Source organism: Aeromonas sp. Y318-1, from assembly GCF_027706125.1.
GTDB classification, from domain to species: Bacteria; Pseudomonadota; Gammaproteobacteria; order Enterobacterales; family Aeromonadaceae; genus Aeromonas; species Aeromonas hydrophila.
Genome location: NZ_JAPDCM010000022.1, coordinates 1 through 22,144 on the forward strand (window position 1 = coordinate 1; position 22,144 = coordinate 22,144).

At 63.6% G+C, this 22,144-nt stretch carries 20 protein-coding genes and 5 tRNA genes; 12 read left to right on the plus strand and 13 right to left on the minus strand.

Annotated elements, in window-relative coordinates:
• Positions 1-2: 2 nt before the first annotated feature.
• The 4 genes from OKB87_RS22120 to orn all read right to left on the minus strand — a co-directional run bounded on the left by OKB87_RS22120 (position 3) and on the right by orn (position 998).
• Positions 3-75: transfer RNA gene (locus tag OKB87_RS22120), tRNA-Gly, on the minus strand.
• A gap of 24 nt (positions 76-99) precedes the next feature.
• Positions 100-175, minus strand: a tRNA-Gly gene (locus OKB87_RS22125).
• Between the two features lie 24 nt (positions 176-199).
• A tRNA-Gly gene (locus OKB87_RS22130) sits at positions 200-275 on the minus strand.
• Between the two features lie 177 nt (positions 276-452).
• The gene (orn, locus tag OKB87_RS22135) at positions 453-998 is read right to left on the minus strand and encodes an oligoribonuclease (protein WP_045526077.1); all 546 of its coding nucleotides are present in this window, start codon (positions 996-998) and stop codon (positions 453-455) included.
• A gap of 91 nt (positions 999-1,089) precedes the next feature.
• On the opposite strand from orn, the gene rsgA reads away from it, so the two are divergent.
• Genes rsgA through OKB87_RS22160 form a run of 5 tightly spaced genes read left to right on the plus strand, consistent with a single transcriptional unit; the run spans position 1,090 to position 3,930 of the window.
• The gene (gene rsgA / locus OKB87_RS22140) at positions 1,090-2,124 is read left to right on the plus strand and encodes a small ribosomal subunit biogenesis GTPase RsgA (RefSeq protein ID WP_041213674.1); all 1,035 of its coding nucleotides are present in this window, start codon (positions 1,090-1,092) and stop codon (positions 2,122-2,124) included.
• A 28-nt stretch (positions 2,125-2,152) separates the two neighbouring features.
• The gene (asd, locus tag OKB87_RS22145) at positions 2,153-3,025 is read left to right on the plus strand and encodes an archaetidylserine decarboxylase (RefSeq protein WP_039215124.1); all 873 of its coding nucleotides are present in this window, start codon (positions 2,153-2,155) and stop codon (positions 3,023-3,025) included.
• A complete protein-coding gene (locus tag OKB87_RS22150) occupies positions 3,022-3,273 on the plus strand; it encodes a VF530 family DNA-binding protein (protein ID WP_029299157.1) in 252 nt (83 codons plus the stop codon). Before asd ends, OKB87_RS22150 begins: the two co-directional genes overlap by 4 nt.
• Positions 3,274-3,277: 4 nt before the next feature.
• Positions 3,278-3,529: a DUF2960 domain-containing protein gene (locus OKB87_RS22155; protein ID WP_011707214.1), complete on the plus strand. Its 252-nt coding sequence runs from the start codon at positions 3,278-3,280 to the stop codon at positions 3,527-3,529.
• Between the two features lie 2 nt (positions 3,530-3,531).
• Complete coding sequence (locus OKB87_RS22160) at positions 3,532-3,930, plus strand: hypothetical protein (protein WP_270828541.1); 399 nt, start codon at positions 3,532-3,534, stop codon at positions 3,928-3,930.
• A 143-nt stretch (positions 3,931-4,073) separates the two neighbouring features.
• On the opposite strand, the gene OKB87_RS22165 is transcribed toward OKB87_RS22160, so the two are convergent.
• On the minus strand, positions 4,074-4,568 hold the full coding sequence (locus tag OKB87_RS22165) for a hypothetical protein (protein ID WP_017410927.1): 495 nt from the start codon (positions 4,566-4,568) through the stop codon (positions 4,074-4,076).
• Positions 4,569-4,739: 171 nt separating this feature from the next.
• Here OKB87_RS22165 and OKB87_RS22170 point away from each other — a divergent pair, with 171 nt between their 5' ends.
• Complete coding sequence (locus tag OKB87_RS22170) at positions 4,740-6,713, plus strand: putative bifunctional diguanylate cyclase/phosphodiesterase (RefSeq protein WP_270828542.1); 1,974 nt, start codon at positions 4,740-4,742, stop codon at positions 6,711-6,713.
• Between the two features lie 67 nt (positions 6,714-6,780).
• Here the strand turns inward: OKB87_RS22170 and rraB are convergent, their stop codons facing one another.
• Positions 6,781-7,128 carry a ribonuclease E inhibitor RraB gene (gene rraB / locus OKB87_RS22175; protein WP_076360509.1) on the minus strand — a complete coding sequence of 116 codons (348 nt, stop codon included), beginning with the start codon at positions 7,126-7,128 and terminating at the stop codon, positions 6,781-6,783.
• A gap of 485 nt (positions 7,129-7,613) precedes the next feature.
• Here rraB and OKB87_RS22180 point away from each other — a divergent pair, with 485 nt between their 5' ends.
• The 3 genes from OKB87_RS22180 to OKB87_RS22190 all read left to right on the plus strand — a co-directional run bounded on the left by OKB87_RS22180 (position 7,614) and on the right by OKB87_RS22190 (position 10,169).
• Positions 7,614-9,827, plus strand: a complete 2,214-nt coding sequence (locus OKB87_RS22180; RefSeq protein ID WP_270828543.1) for an immune inhibitor A domain-containing protein — start codon at positions 7,614-7,616, stop codon at positions 9,825-9,827.
• A gap of 186 nt (positions 9,828-10,013) precedes the next feature.
• Positions 10,014-10,089 (plus strand) — tRNA-Phe (locus OKB87_RS22185).
• A gap of 4 nt (positions 10,090-10,093) precedes the next feature.
• Positions 10,094-10,169 (plus strand) — tRNA-Asn (locus OKB87_RS22190).
• 43 nt (positions 10,170-10,212) lie between these two features.
• Here the strand turns inward: OKB87_RS22190 and OKB87_RS22195 are convergent.
• The gene (locus OKB87_RS22195) at positions 10,213-10,347 is read right to left on the minus strand and encodes a hypothetical protein (protein ID WP_011707223.1); all 135 of its coding nucleotides are present in this window, start codon (positions 10,345-10,347) and stop codon (positions 10,213-10,215) included.
• A gap of 225 nt (positions 10,348-10,572) precedes the next feature.
• Between OKB87_RS22195 and OKB87_RS22200 the strand changes: the two genes are divergently transcribed.
• Positions 10,573-11,850, plus strand: coding sequence for an alpha/beta hydrolase (locus OKB87_RS22200; RefSeq protein ID WP_270828544.1), 1,278 nt, complete (start codon positions 10,573-10,575; stop codon positions 11,848-11,850).
• Positions 11,851-11,949: 99 nt separating this feature from the next.
• The gene (locus OKB87_RS22205; RefSeq protein WP_270828545.1) at positions 11,950-15,510 is read left to right on the plus strand and encodes an ATP-binding cassette domain-containing protein; all 3,561 of its coding nucleotides are present in this window, start codon (positions 11,950-11,952) and stop codon (positions 15,508-15,510) included.
• Between the two features lie 55 nt (positions 15,511-15,565).
• Here OKB87_RS22205 and OKB87_RS22210 read toward each other — a convergent pair whose 3' ends face one another.
• The 6 genes from OKB87_RS22210 to trmB form a co-directional block, all read right to left on the minus strand.
• Positions 15,566-15,775 carry a YgdI/YgdR family lipoprotein gene (locus OKB87_RS22210; RefSeq protein WP_016351843.1) on the minus strand — a complete coding sequence of 70 codons (210 nt, stop codon included), beginning with the start codon at positions 15,773-15,775 and terminating at the stop codon, positions 15,566-15,568.
• Between the two features lie 114 nt (positions 15,776-15,889).
• Complete coding sequence (locus OKB87_RS22215) at positions 15,890-17,065, minus strand: S8 family peptidase (protein ID WP_270828546.1); 1,176 nt, start codon at positions 17,063-17,065, stop codon at positions 15,890-15,892.
• A gap of 119 nt (positions 17,066-17,184) precedes the next feature.
• Positions 17,185-18,477: a sulfurtransferase gene (locus tag OKB87_RS22220; RefSeq protein WP_073351528.1), complete on the minus strand. Its 1,293-nt coding sequence runs from the start codon at positions 18,475-18,477 to the stop codon at positions 17,185-17,187.
• A gap of 28 nt (positions 18,478-18,505) precedes the next feature.
• A complete protein-coding gene (gene glsB / locus OKB87_RS22225) occupies positions 18,506-19,426 on the minus strand; it encodes a glutaminase B (protein WP_029299132.1) in 921 nt (306 codons plus the stop codon).
• Between the two features lie 124 nt (positions 19,427-19,550).
• Positions 19,551-19,883, minus strand: a complete 333-nt coding sequence (locus OKB87_RS22230; protein ID WP_011707230.1) for a YggL family protein — start codon at positions 19,881-19,883, stop codon at positions 19,551-19,553.
• 14 nt (positions 19,884-19,897) lie between these two features.
• Positions 19,898-20,611, minus strand: a complete 714-nt coding sequence (gene trmB / locus OKB87_RS22235) for a tRNA (guanosine(46)-N7)-methyltransferase TrmB (protein WP_017410916.1) — start codon at positions 20,609-20,611, stop codon at positions 19,898-19,900.
• 348 nt (positions 20,612-20,959) lie between these two features.
• Between trmB and OKB87_RS22240 the strand changes: the two genes are divergently transcribed.
• Entirely contained in the window at positions 20,960-22,027 is a 1,068-nt protein-coding gene (locus tag OKB87_RS22240) for a M28 family metallopeptidase (RefSeq protein ID WP_029299130.1), read from the plus strand.
• Positions 22,028-22,144 lie beyond the last annotated feature (117 nt).

Genomic DNA, 22,144 nt, shown 5'->3' on the forward strand with positions numbered 1-22,144 from the left:
GGAGCGGGAAACGAGACTCGAACTCGCGACCCCGACCTTGGCAAGGTCGTGCTCTACCAACTGAGCTATTCCCGCAACAGGATGTCATTTGCAAGTGATTGGAGCGGGAAACGAGACTCGAACTCGCGACCCCGACCTTGGCAAGGTCGTGCTCTACCAACTGAGCTATTCCCGCATCGGAATATCACTTACAAATTTTTGGAGCGGGAAACGAGACTCGAACTCGCGACCCCGACCTTGGCAAGGTCGTGCTCTACCAACTGAGCTATTCCCGCAACTACCTTAAAACGGCCGTACAGCATTTGGTTGCTTGCGCTACTGTACGGGAGCCGAATTATAAGAGCAGGCATTCCAATTGCAAGGGCTTTTTTGTCTGGTTGCGCGCGTTCGCTCAAAAGCTGGTCGAACTGTCGATTTTAGCAACCGGGAGAGCACAAGCCCTTGCCGCAGACTCAGATCTTGAAGACGTGGCTGCGGTAAAACTGCAGTTCGGCAATGGATTCGCGGATGTCGTCCAGCGCCTGATGGGTACCGCTCTTCTTGAACTGGTCCAGCAGCGCCGGCTGCCAGCGGCGCACCAGCTCCTTGATGGTGCTGACGTCCACGTTGCGATAGTGGAAGAAGGCTTCCAGATCGCTCATGTGCTTGACCATGAAGCGACGATCCTGGCCAATGCTGTTGCCGCACAGCGGGCTGGTACGCTCGGGCACCCACTGGCGAATGAACTCGAGGGTCTCGGCGACGGCTTTCGCCTCATCGTGCTGGCTCGCCTTGACCCGGGCCACCAGACCACTGTTGGTGTGGGTGTTGACGTTCCAGTCGTCCATCTTGGCCAGCTCTTCGTCGCTCTGGTGAATGGCGATGACCGGCCCTTCGGCCAGCACGTTCAGGTCCTTGTCGGTGACGATGGTGGCGATCTCCAGTACCACATTTTGTTCGGGGTCCAGACCCGTCATCTCCATGTCGATCCATACCAGGTTCTGCGCGCTGACTGTCATGATTGCTCTCTCTATTGGGAGGAATGGCGGAATTTTGCCAATTTGCATGTATCATACTGGCTTTGGATCTGTTCATAAACTGGCGAATCGAGTGGCAAAGAAAGCAAAACTCAATCTGGGTCAACAAAGGCGCGTCCAGGCCAACCGCGAGCGGCGGCTGCAAAAAGAGCACACCACGGTCGTGGATGACACCCTGTTTGGCCCGGCCATCGAAGGGGTGGTGATCAGCCGTTTTGGTCAGCACGCAGACGTCGAGGCGAGCGATGGTGCCATCCACCGCAGCAACCTGCGGCGCAGCAGCATCAGCAGCCTGGTGTGCGGCGACAAGGTGGTGTGGCGTCCCGGCCTCAATGCCGCGACGGCCGGCGTCATCGAGGCGGTGCATCCGCGTCACTCGGTGCTGACCCGGCCGGACTTCTACGACGGGGTCAAACCCATCGCCGCCAACATCGACCAGATCATCATCGTCTCGGCGGTGATGCCCGAGTTCTCCACCAACATCGTCGACCGCTATCTGGTGGCCGCCGAGGATGTGGAGATCCGCCCCCTGATCGTGCTGAACAAGGTCGACATGCTCGATGACGCGGCCCGCACCCGCATCGAGCGCCAGCTCGAGACCTACCGCAAGCTCGGTTACGAGGTGTTGCTGGTAAGCTGCGAGAGCGGCGAAGGGCTCGATGAACTGAAAGCCGCCCTGACCGACAAGATCAGCATCTTCGTCGGCCAGTCCGGGGTCGGCAAGTCGTCGCTCACCAATGCCCTGATGCCGGGGCTGGATGTACTCACCGGCGAGATCTCCGAAAACTCGGGGCTCGGCCAGCACACCACCACCACGGCGCGGCTCTATCACTTCCCGAGCGGTGGCGATCTCATCGACTCCCCGGGGATCCGCGAGTTCGCCCTCTGGCATCTGGAAGCCGACCGCATCACCTGGTGCTTCGTCGAGTTTCGCGACTATCTGGGTGGCTGCAAGTTCCGCGACTGCACCCACAAGGACGATCCCGGCTGCGCCCTGCGGGCCGCCGTCGACAGTGGCGCCATCAGCGCCGATCGCTTCCACAACTATCACCGCATCCTGGAAACCATGCAGGAAGCCCGTCACGGTCGCCAACAGGCGCGGCTGTGACCCTATTCAACCTACCTTGATGATGAACATGAGCATTACTGACAACCTGAAAATTGCCGGTCAATACTGTCTGCCCAAACACGCCCTCTCCCGCCTGGTCGGCAAGCTTGCGGCTGCCGAAGCAGGCAACCTCACCACCAGGGTGATCGAGGCCTTTATCAAGCAGTACCAGGTCGACATGAGCGAGGCGCTGCACGAGAGTCCGGCCCACTACAAGAGCTTCAACGAATTCTTCACCCGCGAACTCAAGCCGGGGATCCGTCCCCTGGTCGAGGATGCCATGACCCTGGCGCTGCCGGTGGATGGCACCGTCAGCCAGCTCGGTCCGATCCAGCAGGGTCGCATCATCCAGGCCAAGGGCCACGACTACAGCGCCCGCGAGCTGCTGGGCGGTTATGAGGATCTGGTGGCACCGTTCAAGGATGGCGACTTCGCCACCATCTACCTGGCGCCCAAGGATTATCACCGCATCCACATGCCGCTGGACGGCGTGCTGGAGAGCATGGTGTTCGTGCCGGGGGATCTCTTCTCCGTCAACCCGCTCACCGCCGAGAACGTACCCAACCTGTTTGCCCGCAACGAGCGGGTGGTCGCCACCTTCCGCACCCCGCACGGCCCCATGGCGCTGGTGCTGGTCGGTGCCACTATCGTGGCCAGCATCGAGACCATCTGGGCCGGCAACATAGCGCCGACCAAAGAGAAGCGCGTCGTGCGCTGGGATTACAGTGGCGACGAGGCCATCACCCTGCAAAAAGGCGCCGAGATGGGCCTGTTCAAGCTGGGCAGTACCGTGGTCTGTCTGTTTGGCCCGGGCATGCTGGCCGGTTTCGAGCCCCATCTGGCCAACGGGGTCACCACCCGCATGGGTCAGCCCTTTGCCAAGCTGGTGGCGCAGGCATGAGCGAACAGCCCGCCTCCTCGCAGAAGAACAACCCGCTGCACGGGCTGACGCTGGAAGCCATCGTCACCGCCCTAGTTGCGCACTATGGCTGGGAAGAGCTGGGGCAGCAGATCAATATCCGTTGCTTCACCGATAACCCCAGCATCAAGTCCAGCCTGAAGTTCTTGCGCAAGACCCCCTGGGCCAGAGAGAAGGTCGAGAGCCTCTATCTGTATGTCCAGCGCAAGCAGGCCAAATCAAAGGAATAACGCCATGGCGTTCAAGATTACCTACACCTACGGCAAAAAAACCAAAGAGATTGGCTACGCCAACGACAAGTTCAACAGCATCTACGATGCCATTGCCGCTGCCGAGGGGATCAACCTGGCCAGCTTCCACGCCATGGAAGAGCAGCTGGCCCAGGTGTGCCGGCGCGACAAGAAGAGCGTGAAGGATTACCGGGAGAACTACTTCAAGGAGCTGGGCTTCTCCAACATCGTCATCGAGCGGGACGCCAAGGAGTAAGCATGCGCACCCTGACCCTGATGGCCACCTCCCTGCTGCTGGCGGCCTGCAGTACCCCGGAACAACATCTGGTTGGCAGTGATCGCGACAGCCACGGCTGCATCGGCAGTGCGGGCTATCAGTGGTCGGCGCTGACCAAGCAGTGCGTGCGGCTGTTCGAGCAGGGCATCCGGCTCAACCCGACCGATGCCGGCCAGACCAGCAGCGCCTTCGTGCTGTTCAACGCCGATCAGAGCCAGGCCGAGCTGACCCTGCCGAGCGGCGAGCAGCACCTGCTCACCCGCCAGGGGGCGGAAGGCAACTGGTCGTGGCAAGGCAGCGGCTACACCCTCTTCCCCTGGAAGGGCTATGTGCTCAAAGCCGGCGAGCAGACGCTGTTTCACGGCGACGTCGCCCGCTAAGCCACCCGTATCTATTCAACCCCCGGCCCTGCCGGGGGTTGTTTTTTGCGGTTATCGACAACGGCCACATGCACCTTGTCGCCAGGCCGGAAACAAAAAACCCCGTTGCAGGCAACGGGGTTTTTGCTGGCTCTCGGCGCGACTTAATTGCCAAGGGTGGAGAACAGGCTCTGTTCCAGGCTGCCACGGGAGACGCACACCGGGGTGATGGAGGGTGCCAGTACCCGCTCGCCGGAGGACTCGACGAAGTAGAGCTGGGTGTTGCCCTTGACGTTGACGGTCGCCACGCTGTTGTTGCCGCTCTGGGTGATGATCAGGTTGATCTGCAGGTTGGGGTTGCCCAGTGCGACCTTGGAACCCATGGTACCGCAATCCAGCCACTCCAGACCGTCGGCCGAATTCTCGACGTTGGCGGTCATCAGGCCGGAGCCGCGCTGGCTGTTCTCGATGTTAAGACCGTGATCGCCAAACCACTTCTCGGCACGGGCCCACACCAGATCCACCGGGATCTGCATCTCCTGGGTGTTGTTGGTCGCCTTGGCTACCGGCGGGGTATAGCGGTACTGTTCGCCGCCATTGTTGTCGCTGGCACAACCGGCCATCAACAGGGCCAGTGCTACTCCCACAATCTTTTTCATGCTGCTTCTCTCATCCATATAATCCGGCCATCGGCCGACCGGCGGCTATTATGGCGTCAGCGACACAGACTGTCAGCAGGGATCGGCAGAAATGAGTCAGCCTTAACCCAAGCTTTACAAAACCAGCCTGCTATCATAGATTTGCTCGAAATTTCCCCCGTGAGTGTCTGTGTGAACTCCTTGCTCACCCTGCCCCTGCTGCAGCAGATCATCGACCAGCTACCCATGAATATCTTCTGCCGGGATACGGATGGGCGCTACCTGTTTGCCAACCGTGCCTTCACGGAGCAGGCAGGCCTGCCGCAACCGGCGGATCTCATCGGCAAGACCGATGCCGACATGCCCTGGGGCGACATCTTTCGGGAAGAGGATCTGCGCCTGCTGGCGGAGGGCAAACCGCTGCTCTATCAGCAGTTGCACTGCAGCAGCGGTGATGCCACCAGCTGGATGGAGATCCACAAGATCCCGCTCTACGACGCGCAAGGCAAACCGGTGGCCCTGTTCGGCATGGTCAATGAAATTGGCCAGCGCAAGGAGCTGGAGCAGACCTTCCGCCAGCAGCAACTGCTGCAACGCCGCCTGCTGGACGCCATCCCGGATCCAATCCGGCTGGAAGACCACCAAGGGCTGCTGATCGACTGCAACCAGGCCTTTCTCGACTTCATGGGCATGGTGGCGAGCGAGGCGCTCGGCCAGCGGGTCGCCCACCGCCTCTCCACCGAGCTGCCGATGGGGCGCGGTGAATACTGCCTGGTGGACGCCAACGGCCAGGGCCGCCATCTGGAAGTGACCCGGGTCGATGTGCCGGATGACGAGGGCAACTCCCTCGGCATCCTCACCCTGAGCCGCGACATCACCGGACTGCGCACCACCCAGGCCCAGCTGCAGCAGGAGCAGCACTACGACAGCCTGACCGGCCTGCTCAAGCTCTCCCACTTTCTGCAGACCAGCCGCCATCTCGGTGCCCGCAAGGCGAGCCTGGCGCTGGTCGATTTGCAGCACTTTCGCGAGATCAACGACCGCTTCGGCATCCGGGTCGCCGACCGGCTGCTCAATCAGGTGGCCCGCCGCCTGCAACAGCTGGCCCCGCCCCAGTCGCTGGTGTGCCGGGTCGCCGCCGACGACTTTGCCATGCTGCTGCCCGAGCTGAGCGAGCCGCTGACCAGCTGGAGCCGCCGCCTGCAGGGGGCGCTGATGGTGCCCTACCAGGTAGAAGAGCACAGGATCCAGATCCCGGTGTTCCTCGGCATCGCCCACGGCAAGGCCAATGACGCCGAGCGCCTGCTGAGCCACGCCGAAGCCGCGCTGGCCCAGGGCAAGCGCCAGCAGCAGCACTGTACCCTGTTCGATCCCGAACTCGATGCCAAGCTCAAGCGCCGTCAGCTGATCGCCGCCCAACTGCCGCTGGCCATCAAGTCCGGCCAGCTGACCGCCGTCTACCAGCCCATCATCAGCACCCGCACCAGCCAGCTGCACGGGGCTGAGCTGCTCTGCCGCTGGCCCCACCCCGAGCTCGGCATGATCTCGCCGGACGAGTTCATCCCGCTGGCGGAGGAGCTGGGGCTCATCGGCCTGCTCGGCAGCCACATGCTGGAGCAGGGCTGTGCCCAGCTGGCCCGCTGGCAGGTGGCGGCACCGGATCTGGTGCTCTCCATCAACCTGTCGCCGCTGCAATTTCGCGACCCCGAGCTCTGCCCGCAGATCTTCGCCTGCATCGAACGCCACGGGCTCGCCCCCTGGCAGCTGGAGCTTGAGATCACCGAAGGGGTGCTGATGGAGAATGCCGACGAGATTGAGAGCAACCTGGCCAACCTGATCGAGGCCGGCTTTCAGCTTGCCATCGACGACTTCGGCACCGGTTACTGCTCGCTCGCCTATCTGCCCAGGCTGCAGGTGGCCACCCTCAAGCTGGACCGCAGCTTCACCCAGGGGCTGGCCACCAACCAGGCGACCACCGCCATCGTGCGCTCCGTCATAGGGCTGGGCCACGAGCTCGGCATCAAGATCACCGCCGAAGGGGTGGAGACGCAGGAGCAGCAAGCGTGGCTGGTGCAGGCCGGCTGCGATCGGCTGCAGGGCTACCTGTTCAGCCGCCCCCTGCCCCCCGCCGAATTTGCCCGCAGTTACCAGCTGCCGGAGCAGTAAGCCAGCAACAACAAGGCCACCCGAGGGTGGCCTTGTTGTTTTTGCAACGCGTGCGTGAGCTGGCTTCTTACTCCTGGAAGTAGGTGCCCCAGCCGTCGTAATCCACGCCGTATTTTTCGAGGATGGGCAGCATCTTGGCGATGTCCGCGACTATGGTCTCGATGTCCAGCTTGCACTCGGTGGTGGCGTCGAAGCAGAAGATGGTGGCGCCATCATCCAGCTCCATCTCTTCGGCATCGGTCACTTCGAAACCGGCCTTGAACAGGTCGACCGCCGCCTTCTCCAGCAGATCGAAATCCTGGCAGGCAAAGTGGTGCTCAATCTCGTATTCCAGATCCGGGTTGCTGCCATCGGCCAGCAACTCGTTGACGATGGCGGTGGTCTCTTCGCGCCACTCTTGCATATCAAGACTCATATTAACCCCAGATGCGACTGTGTTGGTATCAAATGCCCGCGCGGGCGAGCGCCGTATCGGCTGCGCCCCTGCCCCGCAGGCATGGTTGCGGCAAAGCATACCCGCACAGCCACCTTGGCTCAATGCGGCAAGCCAAGATAAGCAGCTGGCGGCGGCCACCCCAAATGGGGTGCCATCACAAAAGGTTAATAAAGCGTAATCTTTTGTCAGGAATGAATTGCTCCATATGGAGCTTCAACGAGACACGGGAAAACCGCACAACCCCCGCAACAAGCCGTTTGAAATCAGCAGGATCCACCAGCAGCGCCCCGGTGACAAAGGCCATGGACGAGGTGTATCAAGGGACGCGGGTGGAGCACTGCCCGTACGGAAAGAGGAGCCAGCCAGGCTCCCTTTTTATCATGTGAAGGAGCACATAGATAATGCCTAAAAAAACAATAATGAGCCTGCTTGTCGGCTCAACCCTTATGATTGGAAACCAGGCCATGGCCGCCCCGGTCCACGGTCCGTTCGATGCCCCGCTGGCCGACGAGGTGAAGGTGCTGGAGATGCTCAAGAAGAGCGGCCGCATCCCCACCCTGGCCTCCCCCGAGCAGGAGCAGGCGGCCCTCGCCAGCTACTATCGCGAAAAATCGCGGGCCTATCAGGGCAACAGCGGCACCCTGGCGGTGAAAGAGGGCAAGGTGCGCGAGACCATCCTCAAGAAGATCCGCCTCAACGGCACCGCCCGTCCCGGTGATCGGGTGCCCACCCTGCTGCTCAAGGCCATCGAGCGGGAGCACTACCAGGGCCAGATGCGCAAGGACAAGATTCTCGCCATCCTGGTGGACTTCCCGGACTATCCGAAGAACAGCGTGCGCCCCGAGCTCACCAAGATGTACTACCCGGATTACACCCCGGCGCACTACAACGATCTGCTGTTCTCGTCCAAGGGCTATGCCGGCCCGAACGGCGAGCGGTTCATCTCCATGCGCCAGTTCTACGAGCAGCAGTCCGGCCAGAGCTACAGCGTGCGCGGTCAGGTGGCGGGCTGGTATACCGCCGACAAGAACGCTGCCTACTACGGCGCCAACGCCACCCCGAACACCATCCGGGAGCTGGTGAAGGAGGCGCTGATCCAGGTGGCGAACGACCCTTCCATCGATCTGGCGCAGTTTGACCAAGAGGATCGCTACGATCTCAACGGCAACGGCAACCGCAACGAGCCGGACGGACTCATCGACCACCTGATGATCTTCCACTCCAGCGTCGGCGAGGAGGCCGGTGGCGGCGATCTCGGCGAAGACGCCATTTGGGCCCACCGCTGGAACCTGGGCACCCCCTACCCCATCCCCGGCACCAGCAGCCCGAGCCAGAACTTCGGCGGCCAGTTTGCCGCCTACGACTACACCATCCAGCCCATCGATGCGGCGGCCGGGGTCTGTGCCCACGAGTATGGCCACGATCTGGGGCTGCCGGACGAGTACGACACCAAGTACACCGGCAAGGGTGAACCGGTGGCGACCTGGTCCATCATGTCCTCCGGCTCCTGGGCCGGGGTCATCGGCGGCACCGAGCCGACCGGGTTCTCCGCCTGGGCCAAAGAGTTCCTGCAGGCCTCCCTCGGCGGCAACTGGCTGCACGGCAGCAACGTGCAGCTCGCCGATCTCAGCCCCCGCGGCAACGTCTACATGCTGGATCAGGCCAACGACAAGGGGCGCAACGACGACGTGGTGCGCATCAACCTGCCGGCCAAGCAGATCCCGCTCAACCCGCCCTACGCCGGCCAGTACCAATACCATGGCGGCAAGGGCAACAACCTCGACAACCGCATGAGCCTCAAGCTGGATCTGAGCGGCAAACAGAGCGCCAGCCTCGGCTTCAAGGCCTGGTATCAGATTGAAGAGGGGTTCGACTACGCCCGGGTGCTGGTCAACGGCCAGCCCATCGCGGGCAACCTGACCACCAGCGACGATCCCAACGGGGTGGGCTTCGGGATCGGCATCACCGGCAACTCCAACGGCTGGACCGATGCCGAGTTCGATCTCACCCCCTGGGCCGGTCAGCAGATCACCCTCACCCTGCAATACCAGAGCGATGGCGGCGTGGCCGAAAACGGGCTGTTCGTGGACGAGCTGCAGATCCTCGCCGATGGCGACACCCTGCTGAGCGACGGGGCCGAGGGCAGCTCTGCCTTTACCCTGGCCGGCTTTGTGAAGAGCAACGGCAACGAGGCCAAGGATCACTACTACCTGGCCGAGTGGCGCAACCACGCCGGGGTGGACAAGGGGCTGGCCCACATCAACGTGGCCGATCAGCTGATGCGCTACGAGCCGGGCATGCTGCTCTGGTACGTGGACAACAGCCAGGCCAACAACTGGGTGGGTGTCCACCCGGGTGAGGGCTTCCTCGGGGTGGTGGATGCGGATCAGCGCACCCTCAAGTGGAGCGACGGCGCCGTGGCCAGCACCCGCTACCAGATCCACGACGCCACCTTCAGCCTGGGCTTCCAGCAGCCGCTCAACCTGAAACACCCGAGCGGCTCCCTGCTGCGCGACTTCTGGATCACCCCGAACCGGGTGTTCAAGGATTCCCGCAGCTACCAGAGCAAGGAGATCCCGGATGCCGGTCGCCTGCTGCCGGAATACGGGCTCAAGATCAGCGTCACCGGCCAGGCCCGTGACATGAGCACCGGGCGGATCATCGTCAGCCGCCACTGAGCACGACAGTTGTGACCAGGGGGGCCTCAGGCCCCCCTTTTTTTATCTGCTGACCTGCCGCCCAGGATGAAAATGGGCCAAACCGCCCAACAAACGCCCTGATTGCTCACTTGTCGAGCGAACAGTCCGACTATCTGCGCCCTGCGGTTGACACATCCGTTCAGAAAGGGTTTAATGCGCGCCGTTGCCCAGATAGCTCAGTCGGTAGAGCAGGGGATTGAAAATCCCCGTGTCGGCGGTTCGATTCCGTCTCTGGGCACCATAATTCCTCCTTAGTTCAGTCGGTAGAACGGCGGACTGTTAATCCGTATGTCACTGGTTCAAGTCCAGTAGGAGGAGCCAAATTTGAAAAGCCCGCTCATCGAGCGGGCTTTTTTCATTTCGGTCAGCTGCCGTTGCAGGTTGCCAGCAGCAGGGTCGCTCCGCAGGTGGCACTGAACAGCAGCAATCCTGTCTGCAGCACACCCTCCGGGTTTACCCGTTTCTCTTTTTTGCGAAATCGTATCCACTTAGGCTTCATCAAGCCCACCTCGTCCTGTTACGACCCCTGCCCCGTCGGCAGGCGAGCCATCTTTGTGCAGCCGCCCGGCGCCGTCAACTCCCTTGCCGACAATAAATTCATCACGCTGCCACCGCCCGTTTTCCCTTCGTGACAATGTTAACAATTTGGAAAACCGGCGTGACCCGTTCCCACGCCGGGGCTATGATGAGGCCGACGATTTTCCTACCCTCAGGGAGACCCCAGATGAGCAGCCCGTTGCGTTACGTGCTGGATGGCATCCATTGCGAGCCCCGCTTCTTCACCGTGCCCCTCGACCACCAGCGACCGGATGACGAGGAGACCCTCACCCTGTTCGGCCGCACCCTCTGTCGCCAGGACCGGCTGCACGACGATCTGCCCTGGCTGCTGTTCTTGCAGGGTGGGCCCGGCTTTGGCGCCCCGCGCCCGACCGCCGCCAGCGGCTGGATCAAGCGGGCCCTGCAGGAATTTCGGGTGCTGCTGCTCGATCAGCGCGGCACCGGCCACTCCAGCCCCATCAGCGCCGAGGCGCTGGCCCAGCTTACCGCCCCACAGCAGGCGGAGTACCTCGGCCAGTTTCGCGCCGACAGCATAGTGCGCGACGCCGAATACATTCGCGAAGTGCTGAGCCCGGGGCGTCCCTGGAGCCTGCTCGGCCAGAGCTTCGGCGGCTTTTGCAGCCTCACCTACCTCTCCCTGTTCCCGGACAGTCTGCACGAGGTCTACCTCACCGGCGGGGTGGCCCCCATCGGTCGCAGTGCCGACGAGGTCTACCGCGCCACCTACCAGCAGGTGGCGGACAAGAACCGCGCCTTCTTCTCCCGCTTCCCCCACGCCCAGGCCATCGCCAACCGGCTGGCCAACCACCTGCACAGCCATGAGGTGCGCCTGCCCAACGGCCAGCGCCTGACGGTGGAGCAGTTGCAGCAGCAGGGGCTGGATCTGGGTGCCAGCGGCGCCTTCGAGGAGCTCTACTACCTGCTGGAAGACGCCTTCATCGGCGAGCGGCTCAACCCCGCCTTCCTCTACCAAGTGCAGGCCATGCAGCCGTTCAACACCAACCCGGTGTTCGCCATCCTGCACGAGTCCATCTATTGCGAGGGAAGCGCCAGCAACTGGGCGGCCGAGCGGGTGAGAAGCGAATACCCGGCCCTGGCCTGGGCACCGGGCAAGGACTTCGCCTTCACCGGCGAGATGATCTTCCCCTGGATGTTCGAGCAATTCCGCGAGCTCATCCCGCTGAAGGAGGCCGCTCACCTGCTGGCCCAGAAAGCGGACTGGGGGCCCCTCTACGACCCGGCGCAGCTGGCCCGCAACACTGTGCCGGTGGCCTGCGCCGTCTATGCCGAGGACATGTACGTGGAGTTCGACTACAGCCGCGACACCCTCAAGGGGCTTGGCAACAGCCGCGCCTGGATCACCAACGAATACGAACACAACGGCCTGCGGGTCGATGGTGAGCAGATCCTGGACCGGCTCATCCGCATGAATCGGGATCACTGATCCCGCCGGGCTCGCGCCCGCAGCAAGACGACAATATCGAGGGCGACCCATGAGTCGCCCCGCCCCTCTGGAAGCAGCACAAAATAATAAGGACACCCATTGGATCATCCGGAAATCTCGGCCGGCTGGCTGAGCCGCCTCTTCTATCACTGGACCGGCCCGCTGCAGCGCAAGGGGCTGAGCGAGCCCCAGGTCAACCTCGACGATCTCTATCCCCTGCTGCCGGAAGACAGGCGCGATGGCCGCGCCGACGCCTTCCTCGCACTCACCGCCGCCCAGCCGGTACGCCCCTGGCCCATCACCGCCTTCATCTGGCGCCATTACCGCGGGCGCATTGGCCTGCTCACCCTGCTGCAAATGCTCGGCATGCTGGCGACCTTGGCCAGCCCCTGGCTGCTCAACCACAGCATGACCCAGCTCGGTGCCGGCGCCCCCACCGAGCAGAAATTGCTGCTGGCGTTCGCCCTGTTTGCCTCGGTGCTCGCCTCCGGCATGCTGGCGGAGCACTCGCTACAACTGGCACTCAAGATGCACGTGCCCATCCGCCGCCTGCTGGCCGAGTCCCTGCTCGCCAAGGTGATGAAGCTGGGTGGCAAGAGCTTCGACGACCGGGCCGGTGGCCGGGTGCAAAACCTCATCAACCGGGACGTGTGGGACATTACCTGGATTCTTGCGGACCCCGCCATGCCGCTCACCATGCTGCTGCAACTGCTCGGCACCATCGCCCTGCTGGTGTGGCAGGTGGGCAGCGCCGGGCTGGTCGGCTTCGCCGTGCTCACCCTGCTGCTGCTCATCTCCACCCGGGTGGTGCGACGCATGAACCAGCAGGAGCAGCAGCTCAAGCGTCAGCAGGACGAGCGCAACGGCATCCTGGCGGAGTACATCAAGAAGCTGCGGCTGGTGCGCCAGAACGGGCTCGGTGCCTTCTTCACCCGGGCCGCCGGCCACAAGCGCCAGCAGGAGCTGGGGGTGCTGGGGCGGGTGCTCAGGCTCGATGCCATCAACGAGAGCCTGATGCTGAGCACCCCGCTGCTGGTGACCCTGGCCACCTTCACCACCTATCTGGTCTCGGGCAGAGAACTCACCCTGCCCCAGGTGTTCACCACCATCGCCCTGTTCACCGTGCTGCGCATCCCCATGATGCGGCTGCCCTACCTCATCCGCACCCTGATCAACTTCAACACCGGCTTCAACCGGCTGTGCGAGTTCCTCAACAGCCCCGAGCAGCATCGGGATCTCACCGACCCCAGCTTGCCGGTGGGCGGCCTGCGGCTCGACAACGTCACCGCCCTGCACCAGCAAAAACCGGTGCTGGAGGGGATCAGTCTGCACATCGAGCCGGGGGAACTGGTGGGGATCACCGGTGCCACCGGGGCGGGCAAGAGCTGCCTGCTGCACCTCATCGCCGGCTTCGACAACGGCTTCGAGGGCAGCATCCGTCGCCACGGCCGGGTCGCCCATCTGGGCCACAAGCCCTGGCTGATGAACGACACCATCCGCAACAACATCCTGTTCGGCCAGCCCTGGCATGGCGAGCGCTATCGCTGGGTGCTGGGAGCCTGTGCGCTGGGCGCCGACCTCACCCTGCTCAGCCACGGCGACCAGACCCTGGTGGGCGAGCTCGGCACCCGTCTCTCCGGCGGCCAGCAACAGCGGGTCGCGCTGGCCCGCGCCCTTTACGCCCAGGCCGACATCCTGCTGCTGGACAACCCGCTCTCGGCACTCGACCCCATCGTCTCGGCCCAGGTGCTGGAGCAGGGACTCGCCTTCAAGCCGGGGCCGACCCGGCTGCTGGTGAGCCACGATCCGGACGTGCTGGCCCACTGCGATCGGGTGATCCGCATCGAGCAGGGCCGACTGGTGGAGCTCGATGCCCACCAGCTGGCGGATCTCATCCAGCATCCCCGCCCCACCCCGCCGGTGCCGCCTCAGGAGGCGGAGCAGTTCAGCGAGGAGAAGGTGGTGGAGGGCAAGGTGGACTGGGGGCTGTTCGGCTTCATGTGGCAGCGCCTGGCCGCCCCCGGCGCCATCCTGCTCGCCCTGCTGCTCACTCTGGGCCAGGAGGGGCTGCGCATCGCCTCGGATCTCTGGCTCGGCGGCAAGGCCGGGGTGACCGGGGTGAGCGAGCTGCTCGGCATCTATGTGCTGCTGGGAGCGGGCTCTCTCACCTGCATCATGGTGGTGCGGGTCATCAACTACAAACTCGGCCTCAAGCTGGCCTGGACCCTGTTCGACGGCATGCTGGGACGCATCAGCCGCGCCCCCATGGCCTTCTTCGACAAGGTGCCGCAAGGGCGTATCCTCAACCGCTTCGATCGGGATCTGGGAGAAGCCCAGGAGATCCTGCTGTCGATGCTGATGGGGCTGTTCGGCATGCTGGTGTCGGTGGCGCTGCAGGTGGTGGTGATCGGCGTCAACATGCCGCTGTTGCTGCTCATCGCCCCCCTGGTGGGCTGGGCCCTCTACGTGCTGCAGCGCCGCTACCGGGCGGTGCAGCTCAAGCTGCGGCGACAGGCGTCGGTGCTGCGCTCGCCGCTCTACATCAGCATCAGCGAGACCATCCGCGGTGCCCCCGCCCTGCGCCTGGCCGGGGCCGAGCGCTTCGCGCTGGATCAGGTGCTGCTGCACTATGACAACAACCTGCGCAGCTGGTACACCACCACCTCCATCAACCGCTGGCTCGGCATGCACCAGACCCTGCTCTCCGCCGCCCTGGTGGGCGCCGTGGCGCTGATGGTGGCCTTTGGCAACAGCTCGCTGCTGGGGGCCGTGGCCATCACCTACGCCTTTACCGCCTCCGCCATGCTCAACTCCCTCATCCGTACCTTTGCCGAGGTGGAGCAGGTAATGAACGCGGTGGAGCGGGTGCGCGAATACAGCGAAATAGAGAGCGAGCGTCAGGAGGGAGAGGCCCTCGCCGCCCCTCACCCTGCGGTGCGTTTCGACAACCTGGGGCTGCGCTATCCGCAGGCCAGCCAGTGGGCGCTGCACAAGGTCAACTTCGAGCTGGCCCCCGGCGAGAAGGTCGGCGTGTGCGGCCGCACCGGCGCCGGCAAGAGCTCGCTGCTGGGGGTGCTGCAGGCCATGTATCCCGCCTCTCAGGGGGAGATCTACTACGGCGAGCAGCCGCTGTCCCGGCTGGCACCGGAGGCGGTGCGCGATCTCTACGACACCGTCTCCCAGATCCCGCTCACCTTCTTTGGTACCCTGCGTGCCAATCTGGCTCCCCTGACCGAGCATGACGACGCCGCACTGGAGCAGGCGCTGGCCCGGGTGGGGCTGGCCGAGCGCTGCGCCGGCCGGCTGGACGAGGAGCTCGACAAGCTGCAGCTCTCCGCCGGTGAGACCCAGCTGCTGGTGATCGCCCGCATCCTGCTGTCACGCCGCCCGCTCATCGTGCTGGACGAGGCCACCTCTGATCTCGATCACATCGGCATGCGCAAGATGGCGGAGCTGCTCTATCGCTACCGGCCAGAGGCCAGCTATCTGGTGATCGCCCATCATCTGGAGCCGCTGCTGTCGGTGGACCGGGTGGTGGTGATGGAGGCGGGCACCGTGGTGGAGCAGGGCTCGCCGGTGAGCCTGCTGGCCAACTCCCACTCCCGCTTCCACCAGCTGTTCGTGGGTCAGGTAAACCGTCAGGTACCCCAGACGGTGTGAGGGCCGAAAATGACAAGGGCTGCCCGCGGGCAGCCCTTGTTGCTTGAGGAGAGCCTCAACGCTCCATGATCTGGGTGACGTCATCCTTCTTGATCATCACCTCCCGCCCTTCGGTATCGTAATAGCGGTACATGCCGGTGCTCTCGTCCAGCTTGGGTTTGCTGTCGGTGGTGATCATCTTGCCATCCTTGGTGCTCATGATGTACTGGGAGCTGCACGCCACCAGTGCCAGGGCACACACCAGGATCATCATCAGTTGCTTCATCGCCTGTTTTGCCTCCCGCTTCACCCTCACCACGAGGGTGGTGTCTGAAGCCTAGTTCAACCAGATGAGCCCGTTTGCCGCCATTGCTGCAATGGGATCAACGTCAACAATCAGCTACTTGCGCCCACCCGGCTTGCCACTGCCACCGGTCCCCGGCCCACAGCCGAGCGCCATTTTGTCTGCCGCCGCCTTAGCCTGCACCAGGCCGTAGCCATAGCTGTTGTCGCGCCCCAGCGCCCCCAGATCCTGGGCACTGCTGCGCAGGGTCTGGCGCAGCTGATCGTTGCTGCACTCCAATCGCTGTGACCAGACCAGCGCCGCCACCCCGACCACGTGCGGCGTCGCCATCGAGGTGCCGCTGTAGTAGGCGTAGCCGGTCGGCACGGTGGAGAGCACGGAGACACCGGGGGCGGCCAGCTCCACCTGATCGTTGCGCTGGGAGAAATAGGCCAGCTGCTTGTTGGCATCGATGGCGGCCACGCTCACCACACTGCCGTAGGAGGCGGGATAGGACTTGCTGGTGTTGCCCGCGTTGCCCGCCGCCGCCACGCTCAGCACGTTCTGGCCATAGGCCTGGTTGAACGCCTGCTCCTCAGTCTTGCTGGGCACGCTGCCCCCCAGACTCATGTTGATGACCATGCGGGTGAATCCCCGGTTGCTCATCCCCTGCTTGCAGGCATTGAGCGCCCCCACCAGGTTGGAGGAGTAGGCCCAGCCGTTGGCCCCGAACACCTTGACGATCTGCAGCGGCACGCTCTGGTTCGGCAGCACCCCGACGACCCCCAGATCGTTGCCGCCCACGGCGGCGATGGTGCCTGCCACGTGGGTGCCATGGCCGTTCTCGTCGCTGCTCCAGCTGCCGGTGCCGGCATCGTTGCTGCCCTGCACCTGGGCCCCGTGGGGCAGGTCCGGGTGGCCGCCGCTGTAGCCTGAGTCAATGATGCACACCAGCACCTCTCCCGCCGCCGCGTCACTGAGCTGCGGCGCCTGCACCATGGGAATGCCGTAGGGCAGGGTCTCGGCGCTGGCATAGCGTTTGGCGTCCGGCTCCACCCAGAGCACGTTGGGATTGTGCGCCAGCGCCGTGGCTGCCGCCGCCGGCAACCAGAGCGCCAGCGCGTGCTGCTCGGGCAGCGCCAGGGCCAGCTCGCCTCCCATTCCCTTGCTCTGGGCCAGCACCGCTGCCTCCGCCCCCGGTTTCAGTTGCACCAGATAGCGATCCCGCTCGGCGGCCATCGCCCCCTGTCCCAGCACGCCTGCCACCAGCAGGCCTAGCCATATCCGTCTCATCAGTCACTCCTTGCATCGACCTGATTGTCACTCGCAAAGTGTAGCGTCCGGCTGGCGCAGGCCCGAGCGGGTACAAAAAGGCCGGACATGGGTCCGGCCTGTTCTGTCATCGTCGTCGATTACTTGGCGGGCTTGCGCTCGCCGGTCACGATGGGGTTCTTGGGATCGGCGCTCCACTCGTACCAGCCGCCGTCGTAGACACTGATCCGCTTCCAGTCCATCAGCCATGCGTAGAAGAACGCCTCGGAGGCGCGCCAGCCGGTGCCGCAGTAGAAGGCAGCCTGCTGGGTCGGCTCGATATTCCACTCGTCCCACATGGCGAGGATCTCGCGGGCCGGCTTCATGGTGCCGTCCGGGTTGTGGAAGTCGCTCATGCTGTTGGCATCGACACCACCACGACCCCACTTGGCGCCGGGAATGTCGCCCTTCGGCTTGATGTAGCTGTAGCCGGAGGTGTTGCCGACGAACTCGTCCCAGGTGCGCACGCTGACCAGGGCGCCGTCGGGCTGCTTGAGCAGCGCCTTGGCCTGGCTCAGGGTGGTGTAGTACTCGGGATGGGCCGGAATGGCGACGCCGAACTCCTTGGCCGGGGTGAACTTGTTGGCCAGCCCGGTCTCGGTGCGCAGATGCTGCACGAACCAGGCATCCAGGCCGCCGTCCAGCAGCCGCACGTCCTGCACGCCGGCATACATCATCAGGTGGGCCGCACGGGCCGCCGCCATGGTGTTGCGGCCGTAGAGGATGACGGTAGTGTCGTGGCGGATGCCGTTTTCCAGCAGCAGCGCCTTGAGCGCCTCGTCAGAGACCTTGTTCCACAGCGGCTCCTCTTCCAGCCGGTTGGTGTCGATGTAGCCGGCCCCCGGGATGTGGCTCAGCAGATAAGCCTTGGGGGAACCCCACGCCACCTCGAACAGCTTCCAGTCGCCCTTGGGTGCAGCCACCACCGGCTTGCCCTCCTGCAGGTCGGCCAGCCAGCGCGGATAGACCAACTGCTGCCAGCGGGCCAGATGCTCGCGCGGCGCGGTTTTCCAGCCCTGCAGCTCGAACAGCTGCTTGATGCCCTGCTGGCGCAGCAGGCGGGCCACTTCGGCCACCTCGCGCGGAGCACCGTAGAGCGCCACCGGCCGATCGGCCTTCAGCCCCTTGGTCGCCAGCGCCGCCGGCCACTCCTCATCGCTGTACTTCCACTCGGCGGAGAGGTTCTCGGCGCCAACCACGTGGCCGCCCTGCTGCTCGCCCTCCATCGGCCAGCCCTGATAGAAGTAGCTGGCGCGGGTATCCAGAATGACCGCCTGCTTGGCGTTGGCATCCGCCAGCGAAAGCGGTGGCAGCTCGGCAGCCAGGGTCGGCAGGGCATGCCAGAGCAGCAAGGTTGCCAGGGTGGCCCGTAACAAGCTCATTATTCGTTTCATGGTGATCTCTCGATTCAGAGTGACAAGGTTAAAAAATGGAGCGGCCCAGACGCTCGGCCAGCAGTTCCAGCGCCGCCGTGCCCGCCAGCGAGTTGCCCGCCTTGTTGAGCTCGGGCGACCAGACACAGACGCACAATTCTCCCGGGATCAGGGCGATGATGCCGCCACCGACCCCGGATTTGCCCGGCATGCCAACCCGATAGGCAAAATCCCCCGCCTCGTCATAGAGGCCGCAGGTGGCGAGCAGGGCGTTGACCTGCTTGGTGGTGCGGGCCGGCAGCAAGGGGGTCGTCGCGCCCAGCGGCACCCCGCGATTGGCCAGATAGATGAATGCCCGCGCCAGATCGACGCAACTCATGCGGATCGCACAGGCATTGAAGTAGCTCTGCAGCACCTTGTCCACTTCGTTCTCGAAATTGCCATACGCCTTCATCAGATAGGCGATGGCCGCGTTGCGGGCAGAGTGCTGATATTCGGAGCGGGCCACCACTTGATCCGCCATGATGGCCGGGTTGCCCGAGAGGCGGCGCACCAGCTCCAGGGTACGCTGGCGCGGCGCGGTGAGGCGGGTCTCCAGCAGATCGCTGACCACCAGGGCACCGGCATTGATGAAGGGGTTGCGGGGAATGCCCTGCTCGAATTCCAGCTGCACCAGGGAGTTGAAGGGCTGGCCGGAGGGCTCCTTGCCGACCCGGGCCCAGATCTCCTCCTCCTGATAGAGGGTGAGCGCCAGCGTCAGGCTGAGGGCCTTGGAGATACTCTGGATGGAGAAGGGTTCGCTGGCATCACCGGCGGTGAACAGCTCCCCTTCCACGGTACAGACGGCGATCCCGAGCCGGTCGGCCGGCACCTGGGCCAGCGCCGGAATGTAGTCGGCCACCTTGCCCTGTCCGAGCAGCGGGCGCACCTCATCCAGGATGCTGGCCAGTAATTCGGATGACAACACCATAAGCGATTCCATAACTAACGTGGCGATCCCATCACCACCGACAAAAATCCCGCCAGCGGCGGGACTTGTCTATCTGCTGTCGCAGGCTGTCGACACCGGGGCGCCTGCCACAGCCAGCCTGTCATCAGGCCGGTTCACCGTACCAGAGGTCGAACAGCTCGGTGACCACCACGGCTTCCATCCCCTTGCCTTCCAGCCAGGCTTTGACGGCGGCACGGTCTTCTTCGCTGCATTTGCCCAGCTGCTGGGTGCAGATCATCCCTTCCCAGGCCAGATGGCCGGAGCCGGCGAAAGCCAGCTTGCGGGGTTCGATCACTTCATCGATCATCGCGTCGACTACCGCATCGATGGTCTCTTCGGCGGTACCGACCGGGAAGTTGAAACTGATGTCGAAGCCCATTTCCTGGAATTCATCGACGCGCAGTTTCTTGCGCAGGCGGCGGCTACGATTGGCCATGATAGCTCCTTCAGTTAGTTGACACGTTTGAAAATCAGATCCCACACCCCGTGGCCGAGACGGTGGCCACGTTGTTCGAATTTGGTCAGCGGGCGCCAGTCGGGACGCGGCACCCAGTTGCCGGTGGCGGAGGTGTTCTCATACCCCTCGGCGGCGCTCATCACTTCCAGCATGTGCTCGGCGTAGTTTTCCCAGTCGGTGGCCATGTGGAACACGCCACCGATGGCCAGCTTCTGGCGAATGTCCTGAGCAAAGGCCGGCTGCACGATGCGGCGCTTGTGGTGACGGCTCTTGTGCCAGGGATCCGGGAAGAACAGCTGCAGACAGGCCAGCGAGCCATTCGGGATCATGTGCTCCAGCACCTCCACCGCGTCGTGGCAGATGACACGCAGGTTGGTGACTCCCGCCTCCTGGGCGGTACCGAGGCAGGCACCGACACCCGGCGAGTGCACTTCGATGCCGATGAAGTTCTTCTCGGGGGCATTCTTGGCCATCTCCACTAGGGAGGCGCCCATGCCGAAGCCGATTTCCAGCACCACCGGGGCCTCGCGGCCAAACAGGGCAACCAGATCGAGCGGCTCCGGTGCGAAATCGATACCCATGACCGGCCAGAGCTCTTCCAGGGCCTTCTCCTGCCCTTTGGTCAGGCGGCCTTCGCGACGGACAAAGCTGCGGATCTTGCGCATGAACTTGCCGTCTTCGTTAAACACATCTTGGGTCACTGGCATAATCAAATTGCTCGTTATTGCATCGGTCTGGGTCACAGACCATATAAATGGATTGCTCGTTATCTCGTCGTGCTGATCACAGACGACCGAGATGAATTGCTCGTTGTTTCATCGTTCCACCTCGCCGACGAGGCGCGAAATTGTTCGTCATTTCATCGCTCGGCGAAACAGGGTAGCGAATTATCCCAAGATAGGCTCAGGGCGCAAGTGTTTCGCGCAACAAATCCCCCGCCACTGACCAATTCCGCCACCGCGATTGACAAATGCCACCCCCTTCACAGAATCTGCCAGGCGCCGGGTGCATGCTGACCTGCGCAAATAAAACCATACACAACAAAGGATTGCAGTATGAAACACACAGCATTGGCGTTTGCCATCACAGCCCTGCTGGCCGGGTGCAACACCTCCAGCAACGATTCACAGGCCCCCTCCGCCGCCGAGCAGGCCTATGAATACCTGGTGCAGCTGAGTTCCACCGCCGAGGGGATCGGCGCCAGACCCACCGGCAGCGAGGCCGAGACCCGCGCCGCCGCCTGGATCCAGGACCATCTGGCCGGCTGGGGCTACGAGGTGCAGAACCAGCCCTTCACCTACACCAAGAGCGGGGCCAGCAAGACCTCCCAGAACCTGGTCGCCGAGCTCAAGGGCAAGAGCGACAAGGTGATCCTGATCGGTGCCCACTATGACAGCACCGGCGACAAGAAGGGCTCCGAGGGGGCCACCGACAATGGTGCAGGCGTCGCCGCCCTGCTGGCGGTGGCCGAAACACTCAAGGGGCAGACCCTGCCCTACACGGTGCGCTTCGCCTTCTTCGGCGCCGAGGAGAACGGCCTCAACGGCTCCAAAGCCTATGCCGCCAGCCTCGACAGCGCCGCCGTCGCCAAGCTGCTGGCGATGGTGAACTACGACACCATCGCCGGGGGCGACATCGTCTACGTCCACTCGGCCCACTCCGACGTGGCCGAATACAACTGCGCCGATCCGAGCCGCTACAGCTTCGATCCCAAGGTGCGGGATCGCCTGCTGGCCATCTCCAAGCAGACCGCCACCCCGTTTGCCATCCACCCCAGCTACAGCGGCTACCCGGAAGGGGAGACCGGCAGCTGGTCCGATCATGCGCCGTTCGCCTGCCTCGGGGTGCCCATCGCCTACGTGGAGGCCACCAACTTCACCATCAACGGGGCAGATGGCTACGACGGCTACTCCCAGACCACCAATCCGGCGCTGTGGGACTGCTACGACGATGCCACCAAGAGTGCCTGCGATCGGGACAGCGAAACCCAGTGGGGCAAGATCTGGCATACCCAGTATGACCGCCTCGACAAAATGGCCGAACTGTTCCCGGGCCGGGTGCAGCAGCAGCTCGGTGCCAACACCGAGCTGATGATCCGCTTCCTCAAGGAGCCGGGACTGTAACGGGTCACGCCGGGGCTTTTGCGCCCCATGACCGTCCCCGACCGATAAAATTCGGGCAGGTGCCAAACCTGCCCTTTTTTATCGATTTTTGTTACAGCCATTGCCTCATTTTTTAAA